Genomic DNA, 17,867 nt, shown 5'->3' with positions numbered 1-17,867 from the left:
ACATCGGCGCACCACACCGCCGCGAACGCGTGTTCCTGCTCGCCTGGCCCCGCGACCCGCATGCTCCCTACCCCGCAAGCACGCGACGGCGACAACCGCGGTGCCGCCGACCCGGCACGCCGCCGAGCCCTTGGACACCAGGTCAGCTTGCACGACGCGGTCAACGCCGTGGTGAAACTCCTGCCCACCCCGACGGCATCGGACGCGAACGCCTCGACACACCTCAAGCAGGACGGCGGACCGAGCTTGACCGACCAGTGCCGCCTTCTGGAGGAGTCCACTTCGACTCTCCTGCGGACGCCACGCGCGACCGACGGAACGAAGGGCTGTCCAGCGCAACGCGGCTCGAAGGGCGATCTCATGCTGCCGTCGGCGATCATCCGACTCCTGTCGCACAACGTCTCAAACCAGGCCACACAAGAGCAGGACTCGCGCCGATGAACTGGGGCTCCTACCCCGGCCATCGAGCAGTGGGAACGTCTACTCGGCGAACCCGCACCGCATCCCACCCGTCCCGGGCAACGCGGCAGACCGGTACTCGCTCCGGCCTTCGTCGAACACCTCATGGGACTCCCCCGCGGTTGGGTCACCGCGATCCCGCTCCCTCGCACCGCGCAACTCCGCGCACTCGGCACCGGCGTCGTCCCGCAGCAAGCCGTGCACGCCATCCGCCTGTTGCAGGCCGACCTCGCCGCACTTCTCACCGGCGACCACCACACCGAGATCAGGGAGAGGGCCGCGTGAACAGCTCACCGTCCACACGCGACACCCGGCCCAGCCATCGATGCCTTTCACTCGGCGCGGGCATTCAGAGCACCACAGTGCTCCCCCACCTGAGGACCAGGTTCGCGGGCGGTTGGGTCCGCCGCAGGGCGCACGACGGCGGAAGCGGCTGGGTCAGCGAGGTGACGACCGCTGTCCCGGAGGCCCCGCGGCCAGGGCCGCGTTCCTGCTCGCCCTGCCGGTAGGCCTGGCGCTGGAACGGCTCGCCGCGGAAAGCGCCGAGGCGCAGGACAGATTCTGGCTGCTGACGCTGGCGTTCCCGTTCCCGACGAGCAGCAGGAGCAGTACCTCGCCGAGATCCTCGGACACGGCCGGCCCGAAGCCGTCATCGACGCGATGTCGTTGAACCTGCACGGAACGGGCCAGACCCGATGGCCTTCCGCCGAGCTGATCGAGGCCGCTTTCGACGATCTCTTGAACGTTCCCCACCGAACTGTTCCCACCCACACCGCCTACCAGGTGGAAATCCTGATCGCCCATCTCCGCACCACGGGACACGACCTGCGGGCAGTCGCGTGGTGGGAGGTCGCTTTCACCGGCTGGCTCCACGACCGACAGCCACGTGCGTTGCTGAACCCCAAGGCGATGAGGTTCTACATGACGGGGGAAGGCATGCGGTGCATATCGGGGCAGACACGTGAGCAGGTCGACCGGGGCAGTTGCTCGCCTGGGTCCGCCACGTTCGCGAGGCCCTGGGCGAGCTCGTCATGCGGCGGACCGGCGATCACGCCATCGGAACCCTGATCTCCGCCGGACCAAACGGCGAGGACGGCGCCTGGCCCGCGGAAGCCGTCCGGGACGTGCTTGAGATTCCCGACACTGACGAGCTCCGCGAGAGGTTTAAATTCGGACTGAACAACAACACCGACATCTCGGCCAGGAGTCCCTGCGACGGAGGACGACGAGAACGCGGAACAGTACTCGCTCATTCGGAGGAGCTGCGAGCGCCACCCGTCCTTTGTGGAGCGAGTTGTCGGCGACGATGATCCCGCTCGGCTTGCAGACTGATGAGCTTCGTCCTGCTCAGCGCACGGTCTGCGCTGAGCCTGCCCGGCAGGCGCTGCGGACCTTCAGACCCGAGCGCCCGCCGGGCAGGACGTGGAATCGGTCGAACCTGCGACGCGGATCAGTCCGGCGTGCAGGGGGTGTGCGGACCGGTGACCTTGCCGTGATCGCTTGCAGCCGCCCGGTAGCAGTAGTCGCGGTTGTTCGCGAGGTCCACCCCCAGCATCTGGGTACCGCGGTCAGTGATCGTGAACCTGGTCGAGGTGGCGTGGTTCGGCACCCAGTACACGAGGTTCTTCCCGGCGGCCCTGGTTCCGCACTTCTTGCCGACCTCCGCGCCGCTACCATCCCTGGCGGTCGCGCAGATGTTCATGACGAACGACTTGTTGGCGAAGAGGATGAAGTGGTTCGTCGGCCTCGCCTGAGCAGCCGTCGTACCCGCCATCACCGCCGCGCTTGCCAGCACAGCAACCGTGACACTCCGTGCGACCCTTGTGAAGATCATGTCTCGCCCTTTCGCTCTGACCCGAAGTTAAAGGAAAAGTAAGCGAAACTTCTGGCTCAGGTAATGGGCCGTTGGCGGAAAACTTTCCGAGAAACAGCGACCGGGAGCTTCAGGAAGTCCGTGTCAGGAACCGGAACACCACCCAGGTAGGACAGCACTGATGGCGCTGGCGAGGTGGCACTTCACAGGCGAGCCCTTCCCCCTGAAGTTGCTGCAGGACTTCAGCCTTGAAGTGTCCACACCGGACGCACAAGGCGGCCTTCCACATCGCGACCAGGAGAAGGCGGGAGGCACTCGCTCACAGCTGATCGACGTGGGGCGTTCCGCCAGCAGCGATCACGCTGCCGAAGTGCTCGACGATCACACCGCCGACGAGCGACTGGTTCAGGTCGAACCGGGGATCGACCAGAACCCCGGCTCCGTCCAGCACCGCACCGGCGACGAACGCGTCAAACTGGTCGTCCGACTCGATCAGCACGGTCGCGAGCTCGGGTACGTCGAACCCAGCCACGGTCCAGTTCGCGACGGCGTCCTTCATGGCCAGCGGATCGGTCAGCAGCACGAAGGCACCGAGCAAGGTGAACCGCTCGGCGCTGTCCCGATCGACGAGCACGACGAGTGGCGCGTAGAAGTTCTCGGTCGTCCGGTGCGCGATCATGGTGGCCCGGTCGAGCTCGACAGGAGCGGCGGCTCGCACTCGGACCGGTTGCCCGGCGACGGAGGTGCGGATCACCTCCGAGTACGGCCCGAACGCGTCGTCCTGCGTCACGCAGTACGGGTCGCCGCACTCCAGCGCGGTGGCGATGTGCTCGATCATGAGTTCGGCGGCCGCGACCGCTCCGGCCAGGGAGTAGCGCAGCACTCGCCCGCGGTTGCGCGAGTAGTACCGCCTGCCGTCTTCCAACTCGTACCCGACCCCCCAGGTGCCGACTGCATAGCGGTCCCGGTCCGGCTTCCAGAAGGCCCGCACAGGCCCGCGCGACAGCACTTCGGCACTGTTGAAGAAACCCTGACTGCGAGGGCGCACCCGAAACCAGGTGTTGTAGTCGAAGTCCCTCAGGTGTGGGTGGGTCTCGAAGAGCTCGCTGCGAAGGCCTCCCAGCACGCGATGCGCCGGGCGTAGACACGTGCCGTGCGCGAGGCCCACCGCCGGTGCGACGTCCTCCTCGTCGAGTTCGACGAGATGTGCGCCGCTGTCGGACACCGGGCGCGCACAGACCAGGCACGAGAAAGGGGCCGGGTTCTGCTCCCAGAGCCGTCGGCACAACGCGGCGTGCGCCAGGGCGATCGGCGAACCGTCGAAGTCGTCGGATGAGTTGATCTCGGTCACGACGATCTCACGTCCCGCGGTCAACTCCGGGTTCGCGGCGATCAGCCGCAGGATCCCGTCCACCGTCGAAGCGCGCCTCAGCAAAGGAAACGGCTCGCCACCGAGGTAGACGTTCCCTCCGGCGAACCGCACGCGCTTCGTCCCGTCGTCGTCGAAACGGAAAATCTCCGCCAGGAGGAGCTTGCCCCCGAGCTCCGCGAGCACGATCTCCCTCCCCGACAGCAACACGTCCTCGGTGAACACGATCTGCGTCTCGACACCGTCGACGACTTCAGGTGCGACCTCGTCGCCGCCGAAGTACCCGCCCATCATCTCGACGAGCCGTTCCGCGGTCACCGACTGCCTGTTCTTGGCCAGGGACAGACACCTGGCGACGAGGCTCTGCCACACGACCGCGGGCGCCACCTTCGAGCGGCTCGCGATCACGGCCACGGCCGCCCGCTCATGTGCGCCGCCGGCCTCCACGTCGAGCACCGTCACCACCACGCGGCCCAGGATGCGACTGAGCGTCTGCTCGTCCACAGCCTTGCCGCTCAACTGCTCGTGGTGGTGTTCGATCAACGCACGGGTGGTCTCGAAAGCCGCCCGCTCGTTCGCCGACATCGGGTTGCCGCCGTGCGCGCCCGGATTGAGCCGCGCGGACTCGGTCAGCTTCCGGAGGTCCTGCCGGATCGACTTCGACGCCGCGTACGACGTGGCGAGCACGTAGCGGTCGTCCATCTCGGGCCGCTCCAGGTGCTGCCGGACGAACTGCCGCAGCACGGACGAGTACTCCGACTCGACGGCACCGGACAGGGAGAGGCTTCGCTTCGCCTGCACCAGATAGCGGCGCAGCCGCGTCTCGATCACCACATCGTCGATGCCATCACGCGTCTCGAAGCGAAGGTCGGTGACGTCAGAGCCGGCGAGATCGTCGACCACGAGATCGACACCGGCGAGAACGGAGAGCATCGCCAGCGCCCCGAACCGGTGCTGGAAGTCGATCCCGGAGTTCGTCGCCGCCCCACCACCCGTCATCGGGCCAACCTAGCCGACGCTCGGATCGAGTGCCGCGAAGGACACAAGCACGCTCCGAAACACCCGGAAAAACATCCGCATTTCAACGGGCAAATAACGGCCACATCTGCACCGCCGGGACGAATTACCCCCGATCAGGTTGCGTGATCGGAACCACTCGCACTTCGACTTGCAATGTCGACCACCGGCCACATATCGTGCTTGAGTGGAGACTGGAAGTCTTCTCGGGGGCAAGAGAAACAGAAGTTCCAGCGCGCATCGTCGCGCCAAATTTCGTCACGCTTTTCCGATTCGGCGGACACAACCACGCCTCGAATCGTCGGAGCGGAATGAGAAGCAGGCATACCGGCACCACCAGGCGCCGAAATGCTTTTTTGGGGGAGGAACCGATAATGGCTTTGCAGTTCGCTGCTGCCGCGAACAGAACAGTGCTCGCCAGACGACACCAGCACCGCCTCGACCAGACGGTTGCCGAAGTCGAATACCGCAGTCGCTTTCGCAACTGGGAGTGGATGGCCACCGTCAGGAACAATCCCACGCGCCCGTTGGGGATCGATGGCGAGTTGTTCTTCACACCGGAACTCGTGCCCGCGATGGCTCATCCGCTGCCGCGGGAGAGCGACCCCGAAATCCAGAAGAACGTACTTGTACATCGATTGTACGAGTATCTGAAGTTCACCATCGACCTCGAGCAGAGCGCCGTCATTCCGGTCACCGGCCATATCAGTCGCGGGATGGCCGGTCTGGACCTTCCGGAACTCATGCGCTCTGACGCGTTCAAGATAGTCACGGATGAGGCGTGGCACGCGCAGTTCACCTACGAACTGATGCGAGATGTCCGTGATCGCACCCGGGTCGCACCGGCTCTTCCGGACACGCCGATCTTCACCGGTGTGCTGGCGCGAATCCACGAGGAGTTCCCCAGCGAGATCCGCGGACTGGACGAGTTGCTGTTCGCGATCGTCAGCGAGACGTTGATCTCCTCGACTCTCGACGACCTGCCGCAGGACCACCGGCTGCCGGAAGGCGTCCGGGAGACCATCGCAGACCACGCCGAGGACGAGGCCAAGTATCACGCGTTCTTCTCCACCCTGCTGCGGTTCCTCTGGCCCTCGATGACGCCCAGGGAACAAGAACTCGCCGGGCCCTACCTCCCACGGCTGATCTTCGCGTTCCTCGAGCCCGACTACCCGAGCGTCGCCCTGGGAATGGCGGCGTCGGGGCTGCCGAGCGAGCAGGTCGAACAGGTCAATAACGACGTCTACACCCACGAGCGGGTGATCGAGGACGTGCGCCGAGGTGCCGCACCCACGCTCCAGTACTTCATCGAAGCCGGCGCGCTGGAGCACGGCGCCACCCGCGAAGCGTTCGCGGAGGCAGGGCTGCTCGCATGATCGGTGCAGCTGTCCACTCCGCACTGATGCTGACGCCCACCGTCACCCAGTACTGGCTGACGAGCCGTGCCGGGCGAGAGCCGTTGCCGCCTGCCGTCCCAGGACAGCACGTCACGATGCGAGTAGGGCCACGACTCAAGACGTTCACGATCGTCGCCGTCGAGGACGGCGCCTACCAACTGGCCGTCCGCAACCGGGATCGGGGAGAGAGGCGCGACGTCGTGTCGGCCAACCTGTTCGCCGGTGCGCCGGTGACGCTCAGCGCGCCGGCAGGTCACTTCACCTCGGGCGAGTTCACCCACTTCCTCGCCGCGGGTGTCGGCATAAACCCGATCCTGGCAGTCCTGAACCTCGGACGGGTGCACGACTGGCACCTCACCTATGTCGACCGAGGTGAAGACGAGTTCCCTTTCCTGCAACGACTTCGCGAGCTCGCACAGGAGCAGGGCGGCGTCATCACCACCGTGGGCACCGCGACTCAACTGGGCTGCGGTGCTCAAGGGCGTCCCGGCCGGAAGCACGATCGGCGCATGCGGACCGGCCGCGATGATCGGCGAGGTGCGTGCGGCGTTCGGATCGTCGCCGAGCCAGCAGAGCCTGGTGATCGACGCACCCGCGACGAGCGCCAGCGATCTGCCGGAGATCGCCGAGATCGTCTGCGCGAAGTCGGGGAGGACGTTCCAGGCGGATCAGCACAGCTCATTGCTCGATCAGCTGAACGGGCACGGCGTCGTCGTTCCGTCGTCCTGCCTGCAAGGCATCTGCGGCACGTGTGAGGTCGAGGTCAGGTCCGGCCGCGTCGACCACCGCGACGAAGTGCTGACCGACGAGGAAAGGGCCGGGAACGGCTACATGCTTCCGTGCGTCAGCAGGCCCGCCAGCCGCCAGCTCGTGCTCAACGTGTAACTGCGAAAGCACTGCCCAGAAAGAACTTTCATGGAAGACGCGATTTCCTGCTACACAGACCGGATCGGCTTCACCGCCGCCCTGGAACCGACGATCCACTGCCTGCGCGGGCTGCACGAGGCGCACCTCTACAACGTGCCGTTCGAGAACTTCAGCATGCACACCAACACACTCGACGACGAGTCGCTCCTCGAGGCGATCGTCCACTGGCGCCGCGGCGGAATCTGCTTCGAGACCGGCCTGCTGATGCAGGCCACGTTCGACGCCTGCGGCTTCGATTGCGAGCTGCGGCTCGGCAGTGTCGTGACGGCCGGCCGCTCCCCCGCGACCCACCAGGTGTTCGTCGTGAGGATCAACGGTGACCGCTGGCTGTTCGACATCGGGTTCGGTGCGCTCGGCCCGCGCGGCCCGCTGCGACTCGCGGACGGCACGGAACTGGTTCACCAGGCGAACTCCTCCAGGATCACCCTGGACGCCGGATCGGCCGTTCCGAAGTGGACGGCGTCGACCCGTGAGCACGCCACGAACGCCGAGACGTGGCAGGACCTCTACACGTTCGTCGACGCTCCCGCCGTCGCCGTGGACCTCGAGATGGCGCACTTCTACACCACGCGGTCGCCGAACAGCCTGCTGAACAAGCACAAAGTGGCCAGCATCCCGACCCCGACCGGCCGGATCAGCGTGCGCGACGACAACCTGACCGTGGCGTCCGACGGCACGAGCACGACCTCGAAGATCATCGACCGCACGGAACTGAAGAGGTTGCTGGGAAAGCACTTTGGCCTCACCGCGCCGGCCCGAGACCTCGGATTCGAAGGGCAGCCATGCACTATCTGATCGTTCCCGGCTACACGGGCTCAGGCCCTGACCATTGGCAGACCCACCTGGCGAACACCTACGCGGGCTTCAGCCGGGTGGTCCAGGACGACTGGCGGAAGCCGGACGCCGACGTGTGGACCGCCAGGCTGGACGAGACGATTCGCGACATCGACGACGACGTGTTCCTGATCGGGCACAGTTGCGGGTCCGTGACCGTGGCCCAGTGGGCGGCGACCCACTACGACCAGCGCGTCGTCGGCGCGGTGCTCGTGGCGCCGGCCGATGTCGACGCGAGCCGCGCACTACCCGCGATCAGGCCCCAGGGACCGCTCCCCCAGGGCGCGCTGGCGCTCAAGACGCACCTCGTGGTGTCCGACAACGACCCACACCTGTCCCTGCCGCGCGCTCTGACTCTGGCCAGGACGTGGGGCAGCACCGTCGAGACGATCGCCGGCGGCGGTCACCTCAACAGTTCGAGCGGTTTCGGGCAGTGGGACCACATCGTGACGGTGATCGAGAATCAGTCCGGACGCCGGCTCGAGACTGCGGTGGGACGTGCGTACAGATGACCGAGAAACACTCCGGAATGCCGAAAGCCGTCTACTTCTACCTTGCCGCCTCGTTCTTCATGGGCCTCGCGAACACGGTCTTCGACATCGTGTTCAACTTCTACCTCGCCGAGCGGGGCATCGACGAAGCCGACACGGGCTTGATCTACGCCATCGCCACCGGTGTCATGGCAGTGGCCGTCGTTCCGATCCTGGTGATCGGTAGGTACGTGTCGCAGCGGCGCCTCTGATCGGCGCCGCCGTGCTGTACACACTGCCTTTCGCAGGCCTTCCGTTCGTCGACTCGATCGCCTCGGCCGCCGTCGTGCTCAGCCTCATCCTGGCCGGCATGCTGGCCCTGCTCTCGGTGGGCAACTCGATCGCCGGTGCCCTGGTGCCCGATCAGGCACGTACCCGCCTTTCAGCGGGTTCTTCATCAGCTATCTCGGCGTGGGTGTCGTGGGTTCCGCGGTCGTGTCCGTGGGTGCCAGGTGGCTCGGTGGCAACGACCTCGACAAGTACCGCGTGCTGCTCGTGGTCGCGTTCGCCGCGGCGCTCGTCATGCTCGTCCTGCGAGTGCCGTCCGCCAGGGTGGAGATCGGCGCGAAGCCAATCGCAGCAACGGAAACCAGCACGGGCAGGAGCAGCGCACGACGCAACTTCATCGTGCTCTTCATCGCCGCCGCCTTCCTCGGCGCCTCTGTCGCGTTGGTGTTCAGGTTCGCCAACGTCGTCTTCGCACAGGCGTATGGCCTGCGGTTGAGTGACATCTCGATCATCCTCGGTGGCGACAAGATCGTCAGCATCTTCGGCGCGATCTTCGCACCGCTGGTCGTCAAGAAGTTCTCGCTGCGGCCGAGCGCCGTCGTGATCGGTGTCCTCGCCGCCGTGGGACTGGTGCTGCAGTCCCTGACGATCCCGCTGACGATCTTCGTAGCCCTATACCTGGCCCGGTTGCTCTTCAACTACGGTCTGATGCCTTTGCTGGACACCGTCGCGATGTCCGGTTTCACGCGATCGCGGCACCTCGTGTCGATCAGCGTTCGGCAGTCGTCGTTCTACCTGGGCGGGGCTGTCGCCGCCGCCGTCTACGGCCAGTTGCTCAGCCAGGGTCAGTGGCAGGCGGCGCTCTTGATCTCGGCTGCGTGCGCTCTCGTGGGCGCACTCGCGATGGCACTGGTGCCTGACGCCGAGGCCAGCCCGCGAAGCCAGGGTCAAGCCCAAGTTCCGGCGAAGGTGTGAGGAAGAGAAGCATGCTCGTCATCGTCGACCCATTCTCCAGTGGGGCCGTGTTCGCCCGCCTGGCCAAGGAGTTGTACGACATCGACTCGGTCGCGGTCATCACGTCCCGCACGCTGCCGGCGAGCGTGACCGGCAGCTACCGGCGGGAGGACTTCGTCGGGGAGATCGCCTTCACCGACGTCTCCCAGGCCGTTGCCGCGGTGGAGAACCTGTGCAACGGCGAGCCCGAGCACATCCTGTGCGACTCGGAACCCGGCGTGGAGATCTTCGACGTCCTCTCCGGACACTGGGGACTGCGCCCGAACTCTGGGCAGTCGGCAGCGCGCAGGGACAAGTTCCTGATGCAGAACCGTTTGCAAGAGGCGAGCCTCCGCCACATCCCGCACTACAAGGCTTCCGACACCGACTCGATCGTCTCGTGGTGCGAACAGAGCGGACTGAACGAGTTCGTTGTCAAACCGATGCGATCGTTCGGCACGGACGGCGTGCACTTCTGCGCCACGCTGGACGAGGTCCGCGTCGCGACTGACGAGCTGTTCGGACGATCCGACCTGGCCGGCGTGACGATCTCCGAGGTCCTGGTCGAGGAGCGGATCCACGGACTCGAGTTCGTCGTCGACTCGGTGTCGTTGGACGGCGTGCACTTCATCGTCGCGATGTTCTTGTACGACAAGGAGATCATCGACGGATCCCCTCTCTACCGCACCATGTCCGCGGTCGAGATCAACCACCACCCGGAGATCGCCGAGTACGCCAGGCAGGCACTCACCGCGCTGGGCATCGACAACGGTCCCGCGCACAGCGAGATCATCCTCACCGCGGACGGGCCGACCCTGGTCGAGACCGGTGCCCGGATGCACGGTGGCCAGGGCCCCTGGCTCGTCGAGGCGTCGTCCACCCACTCGCTGATCGGCATGGCGCTCGCGTCCCGCGTGGTGCCGGACGAGTTCCGGCGACGGTCGGAGACCTTGCCGACGCTGCACACGAACGTAGTCGAGTGCTTCCTGCGGGCGCCCCGGGCGGGGGTGGTGCGCGCGAACCGGGTGCACGAACTCTGCGCCGGTCTGGACAGCTACTTCTTCGACACGTGCCGCCAGGCACCGGGCGACCGCGTGGTCCGCACAACCGACCTGGTGACCTCGTACGGACCTGTCATCCTCGCCAACGCCGACCTCGCGGCCCTGGAGCGAGACACCAAGCGGGTCCTCGAACTGAGCGATGAGGGCGCGCTCCTGGAAGTGGTCACCTGAGCCCTGTCAGGTCAAAGTCGGCCGAGGTCCCGCCGTGAAGGTCATCCACGGCGGGGCCTCCCCGTCTCCCACGCACCACCGATGCGGGCACGCCCAGTGCTGCTGACGTCACCTCTGCGCGACGGGATCTGCGGAAGCCGGAACCGCTCGGGTCGGCACCCGGATGTTCCTGGGCGCTGTGTCAGGTCTCCTTCAAGAGGAAGCCGTCCGAGCGGCATAGCCTTCGACCCGCGAAGTGCGAGCGTCTGTCAGGCTACGCCGGTCATGCCCACGTTGCCCGTGCCCTCGACGTAAGTCACGCCGTGGGACGAGCAGTAGACGTAGGACGTGCCGCTGGCGATCAACGGGCCCGAGTACCAATTGCCGTCGCTGCACTGGGCGTTGGCCTGGAACTTCCGGGGTCCGACATTGGTACAGCTGACGCCGAAGGTGTTGGCGTCCGACCACCTGGTGCAGACCGGCGGCTTCTCGTCGGCCGCCACTGCGGGCGACGCCACCACAGCCGCCGCCATCCCACTCAGCACCGAAGACACGGCCAGCGCGGTCAAGATACGTTTTGTCATTTCGAAACTTGCGCTCCTCTCCGCTGAACAAGGTCAGCCCTGTCTTGTTACCTGACCGCGTGAGGTCGAACGGGAGAATGCACGACGCTCCAGCGAACTTCCCGAGTAGACGGACAATCTTCCGCACATCGCGGGAAGGCCGCGAACCTCGCTCCTTCATGGACAGTTCACAAAGGACTACAGTTCCGCACGGCATCGGCCAGCAACGTGACCAGTTCGTCGAGGATCGAATGGTCGGCGCCAGGTCGCCGGACGGCGAGAATCTCGCGATGCAAGGGGGTTCTGCCAGGAGCCAGCACCACCCGCTCGACTCCGGAGCCTTGGCTCTCGCCGAGCATCGTCGCCGGAATCAGGCCCACGGCGAAGCCCACCCTGATCATGGCGAGCATGCTGTGCAGATCCTCGGTCTCCAGCGTCACCCTCGGAGCGATCCCGAGTTCACCGGCCCACCGGAGCAGCAGCCGCCGGTCGGGGTTGTGCGCGTGGCCCGACACCCACTCCCTCTCCTAGCACTCCGCCAGGCTGACCGGGCCACGGCGACCGGGTTCGGCGCCCGTGACGAGGACCAGCGGTTCGCGCCCCAGCGTCGAGACGGCCAACGCCTCGGTGGAGACCGGCGGGTCCTCCGGCAGGTAGCGGTAGGCCAGGAGCAGGTCGAGGTCACCCGACCTCACTCGCGGCAGTCCTTCCGCGGTCTCCACGACGATGAGACGGATCCGATGGCCGGGACGGCGCACCTTGAGCACGGGCAACACCTTCGGCAGCAGGTGACTCATCGCACTGGGGTACGTCCCGACGCGCAGTTCGGTGATCTCGCGGTGGGCGATGCGGGTGGCCGAGTCCTGAAACCGGGCGGTCGCGTCGAAGAGGGTCGCCGCCGCCTCGGCGAGAGAGCGGCCGACCGCGGTGACGACGAGCCTGCTGCCCGGACTGCGGACGATCAGCTCGACGCCCAGGTCGCGCTCCAGCGCGGCGATGTGCTGGGACACCGCCGAGGGCACGAAACCCAGTTCGGTGGCGGCCCTCGCCATCGAGCCGTGACGGACCACGGCCAGGAAGGTGGCCAGAACCCTCAGATCCGGCTGGGACTTCACGAGTCATGAACTTTCTCTTCTGGATCCATCGCTTTACCTGCATTCGAGGGAACGCGAGAGTACTACGCGAACCCAGCAGAAAGGCCCAGCCGATGGCCATCGACCTCACCGCGTTCCGCGCTCACTTCCCCTCTCTCGACACCGGCCTCGCGTTCTTCGACGGGCCGGGCGGCACGCAGACGCCTGGTCCTGTCGCGGAAGCGATCGCGTCGACGATGACCGCTCCCCTGTCGAACCGCGGAACGATCAGCCCTTCCGAGGTCAACGCCGAGCAGGCTGTGGCCGAGTTCCGCGCGGCCTACGCAGATCTGCTCCTCGCGCCCGCCAACGGCATCGTCCACGGCCGTAGCGCAACACAGCTCACGTACGACTTCTCCCGCCACCTGGCCAAGCAGTGGAACGCGGACGACGAGATCATCCTCAGCCGCCTGGACCACGACGCCAACGTCCGCCCGTGGCTCCAGGCCGCCGCCCGCACCGGGATGGAGGTGCGCTGGATCGAGATCGTTCCGGAGACGACCGAACTCGACTTCGAGTCGTTCGAACGAGCTCTGTCCGCCCGCACCCGGCTGGTCGCGGTCACAGCGGCCTCCAACGTGCTGGGAACGAAGCCACCGGTGCGACGAATCGCCGATCTGGCACACGAGATCGGCGCGCTCGTCTACGTGGACGGCGTGCACTACGCGGCACACAATCTCGTGGACATCCGCTCACTCGGCGCGGACATGTTCGTCTGCTCGCCCTACAAGTTCCTCGGGCCGCATTGCGGGGTGCTCGCCGCCGCTCCCGACCTCCTCGAGAACCTGCGGCCGGACAAGCTCCTGCCGTCCCCCGAGACCGTGCCCGAACGGTTCGAGTTCGGCACGCTCCCCTACGAGGTTCTCGCGGGCGCCACAGCCGCCGTCGACTTCCTCGCGGCGATGGCCCCAGGTGCGGAAACCTCGCGGAGGCGACGCCTGGAGCGGTCTGCGGCCTCGATGCACGACCACGAACTCGAACTGCGCACGAGGCTGCAGGACGGACTGGCATCGTTCGGCGAGGCCGTCACCGTGCACTCGAAAGCACCCGACCGCACGCCCACGCTCCTGATGACCTTGCGCGACCGCGACGCCCGCGACGCCCAGTTTCATCTGGCCGCGCGCAAGGTCGTCGCGCCGGCAGGCTCGTTCTACGCCCATGAGCCCTTCACCGCGCTGAACCTCACCGACCCCGCGTTGAGGGCCGGACTGGCTCCGCACAACACCGCGGACGACGTCGACCGTCTCCTCGACGGGCTCGCCTCGTTTCTCGGCGTCTGAAGGGCTGCTGCCTGTCCCAGCGGTACTTCGTCCGGATGCCGAGGAGCACGGAGAAGCATCCGCGGCAGCGGCCTAACGGATCGGCGCGGTGCGGGCCGTGCGCAGCACGCGGTCGTGATCGGCAACCGACATCAGCCCCTCCGCCACCCAGCGCCGTGCCACAGCAGACACCCGATCCGTGAACACGCGCTTGTCCGAGAACGGTGCCGCCACCCACACCTCGTCGAGGAGGGTGGCCCCATCCCCGCGAACCGGGTTCGCCACGCCGGAGTCGACGCCTGCGAACACGATTCTCGGCTCCACCCGGCGAAAGTACGAGTGGAAGGCGTCCTCGGTCCCCTCGAAGAACGGTGCCAGTTCCACCTCCCCGAGCTTGAAGTGCAACGGACGGCCGGCGATCGGGACGAGGTTGCCCATGAGGTCGCCGGAGAGCGCGGCACGACCGTGCAGCCCGAACTCCAGGAACTCACGCCGCGCCTCTCGCGCCACCAGGTGGATCGGTCCGTACATCAGCGACTGCACCGCAGGCTGGTCCGGTGTCCTCTCAACTCGCAGCGCGAACGGCATCCGCACGCGCACGACGTCCCCGTCGCGCCACGTTCGGGACAACGTCACGTAGGTCCCGGGCAAGGCGTTCAACCGCTGCCGCTCGCCGTTGACCGTCACGGCGAACTCCCCTGCCCACGCCGGCACCCTCAACGACAGGTCGAACCGGGCTCGGCCGGCGATCCGCAGAGCAGAACCCTGTTCGAAGGGGAACCCGGTGGTCTGGGTGACGGTGACGCCCTTGGCCGACCACTTGAGCACCGACGGGCTGTAGAGGTTCACGTACAGCCGCGAGTCGTCGGCCGCGCGGAAGTACACCGAGTCTTGGTACTTCGTCGCGCTTTCCATCCCGGTGCCCTCGCAGCACGTCGTGCCTTGTTTGGGCGTGAAGTCGCGCACCGAACCGGGAGCCAGGCCGATGAAGTACGTCATCAGCGGCAGGTCGGCGTCCGCTCTGTCCTGTTTGGACCCGAGGATCTGGTTGTGGAGAGCGCGTTCGCAGTAGTCGAAGTACTTCGGCGACTGCTCGTGCAGGAACAGCTGCCTGCTGAGCTTCAGCATGTTGTGCGCGCAGCAGGTCTCGGCCGTCGTGTCGCTCAGAGCCCCGGCGACGACACCGCGCGCACGCCAGAACTCGCCGGTGCTGGTGCCACCGATGCTGAACATGCGGGGCGAGACGACCATGCCCCAGAAGTTCTTCGCCGCCAGCCAGTACCGCTGTTCACCGGTGACCTCGTACAAGCGGACGAGGCCGGTGAAGATCGGAATGTGCTGGTTGGCGTGCAGGCCGTCCAGCACGTCCCGGTTCTCCGCGCACGCCGTGATGAGCGAGTCGAGATCGAACAACCGGGCCAGCTCCAGGTGCGCGGCCTTGCCGGTGATCGAGTAGAGATCGACGATCGCTTCCACGACGCCGCCGTACTCACCGCTGGAGAAGATGCCCCACATCCGCTGACGCACGGCCGCCGGCAACGGGCTCAGCCGCGAGTGCATCCAGTCGCACATTCCCTCGGCGAGATCCAGCGCTCGGCCGTCACCGGTGTTGCGGTAGGCGTCGACCAGGCCTTTGAGGATCTTGTGCGCGGTGTAGTAAGGCGCCCACACGACGGTGTAGTCAGGCCGCGTCATCGTTTCCAGCGTGATGAACTGCGTCTCCGGGTATGCGGCGAGAAAACCGGGATTGCTCGGCCCACCCCAGGTGCGGCGCAACGTCGCGTGCCGGCCACGTCCGGAAGCGTCGGCGAACGTGCTGCCGGAGGTCTCGTCGAACGAGTACGAGCCCAGATCCCCCTTCGACGACTCGAGGATCTCCGCCGCGGTCAGCGCGCGGGAGTGGAGGTCGACCTCGTCGAGCGCGCCCGCGAACACCGGATCGCCGGCGAAGTGGGACCGCCCGAGCCAGTGGTGCGTCACCGTGCCCAGCGTCGCGGGATTCAACGACATCGCGGTGTTCGTGCCGACTTGCACACCATTCAAGTACAGCGTGCCCGTGGTGCCCGCGATCACCACCGCGATGTGGCTCCACTCGTGCAACGGCAACGGCGTGGTGCCGTTGATGCCCTGCTCGCCGCCGGGGCCGGACGTGGTGATGGCGAAACGCGGCACGCCGTTCCCGTTGCGGGCGGTCAGGTACAGGTACCGCGTGTTGTCGTTGCCGAAGTCGAAGATCCGCGCCCAGTTCGCGTCGTGCGACGGTCGCACCCAGGATGTGAACGTGAACATCTCTGGCAGCGGCTCCACCGGCAGGTCGACGAACCGATACGAGCCGCGGACCTGCTCCACGGCACGACCGCTTCGTCCCGCGACGCTCAACACCTCCGGATCACGACGCAACGCGGCCCGGCACTCGACCAGCGCATCCACCATCGCCCGGATCTTCTTCAGGTACGCGGTGTCGCCGGTGCTGCCGTACGCCTGGGACAGCATCGACAGGAAGTGCCCGGTGTAGTGACCGCGCAGGTTGCCGTTCGCCTCACCGTCCAGGCCTTCCCAGCCTCCCGGCGCGACAGCTCCCAGCGTGTCCAGGCCCGCATTGGCGCGAAACACCTGGAGCAACCGGTCGATGTCGTAACCCCGCGCGTAGGCCAGAACCAGGTCGCGCTTGCGCGAGAACACGCCCTCGGACAACGTCACCTCGGACAGCGCGAAAGGGCTCAGGTTTCCCGGCGCCACGGCGCGCGACTCCCCGCCCACCGCCAACGCGTCACCTGCCGCTCCGAACAAGGGCGCCGTGGCGGCCAGGGAGACAGCCATCAAGAAGTCCCGCCGCGCAACCCTGTCCGCCATGCGCGTGTCCTCCCGCTCGGATGTGAGCGTTAACATACTTCCGCCCGCCTGCGGTGTCGACCCCTTCGAACGGGTTGCCGACAGACAGGTCGCAGTGCTTCGCGGTTCCGGGGAATTCGGCTCCATCGCCGCCGTCAGCCACCAGCGCGAGGAACGGCGGTGCGGCACTCACCACCGCAGGACCTGGAGCCGCGTCTCAGGGAGCGTTGCGATAGCCACGCAGCGCCTGGGCGAACAGTTCCCGAACCTCCTGCTCGCCTTTGCACCCCGGCAGGACGCCGACGCTGTACGACATGGCCTTGCCCTGCAACAGGTGGACGATGGACAGGCTCGTGAAAGTCGCCGCGAAAATGGTCGTCTTGGTCGACAGGTCGGAGTCGAGCCCGAGGAACTCGCGACCGGTCCCCAGGCCCACTGGCTGCTTCCGGTAGACCTTCCCCTCCACCACCATGACGGCCTTGGAGCTCTGCGGATCCGTCCCGAGCTGCCGGCACCGTTCCGCGGCCGGCTGTTGGAGCACCACCACGTCGGCCTCGTGCGCGACCTTGCTCTTCCCGGCCACCGCGACTCCCGTGTGAACCGCGAGAGGCGGCTTGGCGGTCCCGGACAAAGTCAGGACCGCGTGCGTGAACGCCTGCGAGGAGTACAGGCGCCCAGGACTTCGACGCAGGCGAACCACCGCGGGCGGCCTGCCGGTCCCGTCCTCGAGGCCGACCTCGTACCCCTCGGCTCGCGCCGCCCGGAGCACGAGGGCGAACAGGAACGCCTCGTAGAGGTCATCGCCAGCGGAAGCCGTCGGGCCGCTCGTCCTGAACGCCGTAGACATCGCACGAGGGCGCTCACCCCTCAACCGAGCCAGCAGTTCGTGGACGGTGCCGTCGTCCGGAGCTTCTCCGGTTCCCATCAGAAAGTTCCCCTGACCGGCGCCCACACGTCTTCCGCGCCATCGGCTACGCCTCGCGTCAACCGCGTACCCCGCCGCACACCGGCCTGTTCGCGCAGCGCGTCGATCAGTGCGACGACGTCGGCCGCGTGCCGGGCGGCCTCTTCGAACTCCCGGCCGACGGCCAACGTCCACGTCGACCTGTCCGAGTCGCGCAACTCCGCCTCGGGAGGATCCGCGAACTCCACTGTGCCGTCCCATCCAGATGCTGGAGTGCCCGGCGTCGCCAGCTCGCGGAGAACGGCCAACTCGCCGTGCACGAACCGCTCCATCGCAAGGGTTCCCCCTGTGGCCGCCTCGATGAGATCGAGCAGGTTTGGCAACGCGCTCACGGACGT

General features: G+C 66.8%; 17 protein-coding genes and 1 pseudogene. 10 read left to right on the top strand and 8 right to left on the bottom strand.

From position 1 onward, the window contains the following. Positions 1-60 precede the first annotated feature (60 nt). Positions 61-441 (top strand): hypothetical protein, encoded by a 381-nt coding sequence (locus JNUCC0626_RS48435; RefSeq protein ID WP_394622285.1) that lies wholly within the window; start codon positions 61-63, stop codon positions 439-441. Positions 442-564: 123 nt separating this feature from the next. Beyond that, positions 565-744, top strand: a complete 180-nt coding sequence (locus JNUCC0626_RS48430) for a hypothetical protein (protein ID WP_394622284.1) — start codon at positions 565-567, stop codon at positions 742-744. Between the two features lie 153 nt (positions 745-897). On the opposite strand, the gene JNUCC0626_RS48425 is transcribed toward JNUCC0626_RS48430, so the two are convergent. From JNUCC0626_RS48425 to JNUCC0626_RS48415, 3 genes are all read right to left on the bottom strand, one after another. Further along, entirely contained in the window at positions 898-1,263 is a 366-nt protein-coding gene (locus tag JNUCC0626_RS48425) for a hypothetical protein (protein WP_394622283.1), read from the bottom strand. Between the two features lie 646 nt (positions 1,264-1,909). Beyond that, a complete protein-coding gene (locus tag JNUCC0626_RS48420; RefSeq protein ID WP_394617345.1) occupies positions 1,910-2,293 on the bottom strand; it encodes a hypothetical protein in 384 nt (127 codons plus the stop codon). 298 nt (positions 2,294-2,591) lie between these two features. After that, on the bottom strand, positions 2,592-4,640 hold the full coding sequence (locus tag JNUCC0626_RS48415) for a hypothetical protein (RefSeq protein WP_394617344.1): 2,049 nt from the start codon (positions 4,638-4,640) through the stop codon (positions 2,592-2,594). A gap of 392 nt (positions 4,641-5,032) precedes the next feature. Here JNUCC0626_RS48415 and JNUCC0626_RS48410 point away from each other — a divergent pair, with 392 nt between their 5' ends. The 7 genes from JNUCC0626_RS48410 to JNUCC0626_RS48380 all read left to right on the top strand — a co-directional run bounded on the left by JNUCC0626_RS48410 (position 5,033) and on the right by JNUCC0626_RS48380 (position 10,799). Beyond that, positions 5,033-6,034, top strand: coding sequence for a diiron oxygenase (locus tag JNUCC0626_RS48410; protein ID WP_394617343.1), 1,002 nt, complete (start codon positions 5,033-5,035; stop codon positions 6,032-6,034). A 492-nt stretch (positions 6,035-6,526) separates the two neighbouring features. Continuing rightward, entirely contained in the window at positions 6,527-6,940 is a 414-nt protein-coding gene (locus tag JNUCC0626_RS48405) for a 2Fe-2S iron-sulfur cluster-binding protein (RefSeq protein WP_394617342.1), read from the top strand. Between the two features lie 30 nt (positions 6,941-6,970). Then, on the top strand, positions 6,971-7,777 hold the full coding sequence (locus JNUCC0626_RS48400; protein ID WP_394617341.1) for an arylamine N-acetyltransferase family protein: 807 nt from the start codon (positions 6,971-6,973) through the stop codon (positions 7,775-7,777). After that, positions 7,765-8,328, top strand: a complete 564-nt coding sequence (locus JNUCC0626_RS48395; protein WP_394617340.1) for an RBBP9/YdeN family alpha/beta hydrolase — start codon at positions 7,765-7,767, stop codon at positions 8,326-8,328. Before JNUCC0626_RS48400 ends, JNUCC0626_RS48395 begins: the two co-directional genes overlap by 13 nt. Beyond that, entirely contained in the window at positions 8,325-8,558 is a 234-nt protein-coding gene (locus JNUCC0626_RS48390) for a hypothetical protein (protein WP_394617339.1), read from the top strand. The genes JNUCC0626_RS48395 and JNUCC0626_RS48390 overlap by 4 nt, the downstream gene beginning before the upstream one ends. Positions 8,559-8,766: 208 nt before the next feature. Then, complete coding sequence (locus JNUCC0626_RS48385; RefSeq protein ID WP_394617338.1) at positions 8,767-9,549, top strand: MFS transporter; 783 nt, start codon at positions 8,767-8,769, stop codon at positions 9,547-9,549. Positions 9,550-9,560: 11 nt separating this feature from the next. Then, positions 9,561-10,799 carry an ATP-grasp domain-containing protein gene (locus tag JNUCC0626_RS48380; RefSeq protein WP_394617337.1) on the top strand — a complete coding sequence of 413 codons (1,239 nt, stop codon included), beginning with the start codon at positions 9,561-9,563 and terminating at the stop codon, positions 10,797-10,799. A gap of 248 nt (positions 10,800-11,047) precedes the next feature. Here the strand turns inward: JNUCC0626_RS48380 and JNUCC0626_RS48375 are convergent, their stop codons facing one another. Further along, positions 11,048-11,362 carry a hypothetical protein gene (locus tag JNUCC0626_RS48375; RefSeq protein WP_394617336.1) on the bottom strand — a complete coding sequence of 105 codons (315 nt, stop codon included), beginning with the start codon at positions 11,360-11,362 and terminating at the stop codon, positions 11,048-11,050. Between the two features lie 167 nt (positions 11,363-11,529). Further along, positions 11,530-12,456: pseudogene (locus tag JNUCC0626_RS48370) on the bottom strand (LysR family transcriptional regulator). A 92-nt stretch (positions 12,457-12,548) separates the two neighbouring features. Between JNUCC0626_RS48370 and JNUCC0626_RS48365 the strand changes: the two are divergent. After that, entirely contained in the window at positions 12,549-13,754 is a 1,206-nt protein-coding gene (locus JNUCC0626_RS48365; protein ID WP_394617335.1) for a cysteine desulfurase-like protein, read from the top strand. 72 nt (positions 13,755-13,826) lie between these two features. Here the strand turns inward: JNUCC0626_RS48365 and JNUCC0626_RS48360 are convergent, their stop codons facing one another. The 3 genes from JNUCC0626_RS48360 to JNUCC0626_RS48350 all read right to left on the bottom strand — a co-directional run bounded on the left by JNUCC0626_RS48360 (position 13,827) and on the right by JNUCC0626_RS48350 (position 17,861). Beyond that, on the bottom strand, positions 13,827-16,586 hold the full coding sequence (locus tag JNUCC0626_RS48360) for a beta-L-arabinofuranosidase domain-containing protein (RefSeq protein WP_394617334.1): 2,760 nt from the start codon (positions 16,584-16,586) through the stop codon (positions 13,827-13,829). A gap of 196 nt (positions 16,587-16,782) precedes the next feature. Continuing rightward, a complete protein-coding gene (locus JNUCC0626_RS48355; RefSeq protein ID WP_394617333.1) occupies positions 16,783-17,490 on the bottom strand; it encodes a hypothetical protein in 708 nt (235 codons plus the stop codon). After that, on the bottom strand, positions 17,490-17,861 hold the full coding sequence (locus tag JNUCC0626_RS48350) for a hypothetical protein (RefSeq protein WP_394617332.1): 372 nt from the start codon (positions 17,859-17,861) through the stop codon (positions 17,490-17,492). The genes JNUCC0626_RS48355 and JNUCC0626_RS48350 overlap by 1 nt, the downstream gene beginning before the upstream one ends. Between the last annotated feature and the right edge of the window lie 6 nt (positions 17,862-17,867).

It is taken from the genome of Lentzea sp. JNUCC 0626, assembly GCF_043632865.1.
Classification (GTDB): Bacteria; Actinomycetota; Actinomycetes; order Mycobacteriales; family Pseudonocardiaceae; genus Lentzea.
The sequence above is the reverse complement of the archived record's forward strand: the minus strand, read 5'-3'. Positions and strand labels throughout refer to the sequence as shown.

Excerpts from the sequence above, each read along its gene's own strand:
- JNUCC0626_RS48435 (WP_394622285.1), top strand. The coding sequence starts at position 61 with ATGCTCCCTACCCCGCAAGCACGCGACGGCGACAACCGCGGTGCCGCC.
- JNUCC0626_RS48430 (WP_394622284.1), top strand. The coding sequence starts at position 565 with ATGGGACTCCCCCGCGGTTGGGTCACCGCGATCCCGCTCCCTCGCACC.
- JNUCC0626_RS48425 (WP_394622283.1), bottom strand. The coding sequence starts at position 1,263 with ATGGGCGATCAGGATTTCCACCTGGTAGGCGGTGTGGGTGGGAACAGT.
- JNUCC0626_RS48420 (WP_394617345.1), bottom strand. The coding sequence starts at position 2,293 with ATGATCTTCACAAGGGTCGCACGGAGTGTCACGGTTGCTGTGCTGGCA.
- JNUCC0626_RS48415 (WP_394617344.1), bottom strand. The coding sequence starts at position 4,640 with ATGACGGGTGGTGGGGCGGCGACGAACTCCGGGATCGACTTCCAGCAC.
- JNUCC0626_RS48410 (WP_394617343.1), top strand. The coding sequence starts at position 5,033 with ATGGCTTTGCAGTTCGCTGCTGCCGCGAACAGAACAGTGCTCGCCAGA.
- JNUCC0626_RS48400 (WP_394617341.1), top strand. The coding sequence starts at position 6,971 with ATGGAAGACGCGATTTCCTGCTACACAGACCGGATCGGCTTCACCGCC.
- JNUCC0626_RS48395 (WP_394617340.1), top strand. The coding sequence starts at position 7,765 with ATGCACTATCTGATCGTTCCCGGCTACACGGGCTCAGGCCCTGACCAT.
- JNUCC0626_RS48390 (WP_394617339.1), top strand. The coding sequence starts at position 8,325 with ATGACCGAGAAACACTCCGGAATGCCGAAAGCCGTCTACTTCTACCTT.
- JNUCC0626_RS48380 (WP_394617337.1), top strand. The coding sequence starts at position 9,561 with ATGCTCGTCATCGTCGACCCATTCTCCAGTGGGGCCGTGTTCGCCCGC.
- JNUCC0626_RS48375 (WP_394617336.1), bottom strand. The coding sequence starts at position 11,362 with ATGACAAAACGTATCTTGACCGCGCTGGCCGTGTCTTCGGTGCTGAGT.
- JNUCC0626_RS48365 (WP_394617335.1), top strand. The coding sequence starts at position 12,549 with ATGGCCATCGACCTCACCGCGTTCCGCGCTCACTTCCCCTCTCTCGAC.
- JNUCC0626_RS48360 (WP_394617334.1), bottom strand. The coding sequence starts at position 16,586 with ATGGCGGACAGGGTTGCGCGGCGGGACTTCTTGATGGCTGTCTCCCTG.
- JNUCC0626_RS48355 (WP_394617333.1), bottom strand. The coding sequence starts at position 17,490 with ATGGGAACCGGAGAAGCTCCGGACGACGGCACCGTCCACGAACTGCTG.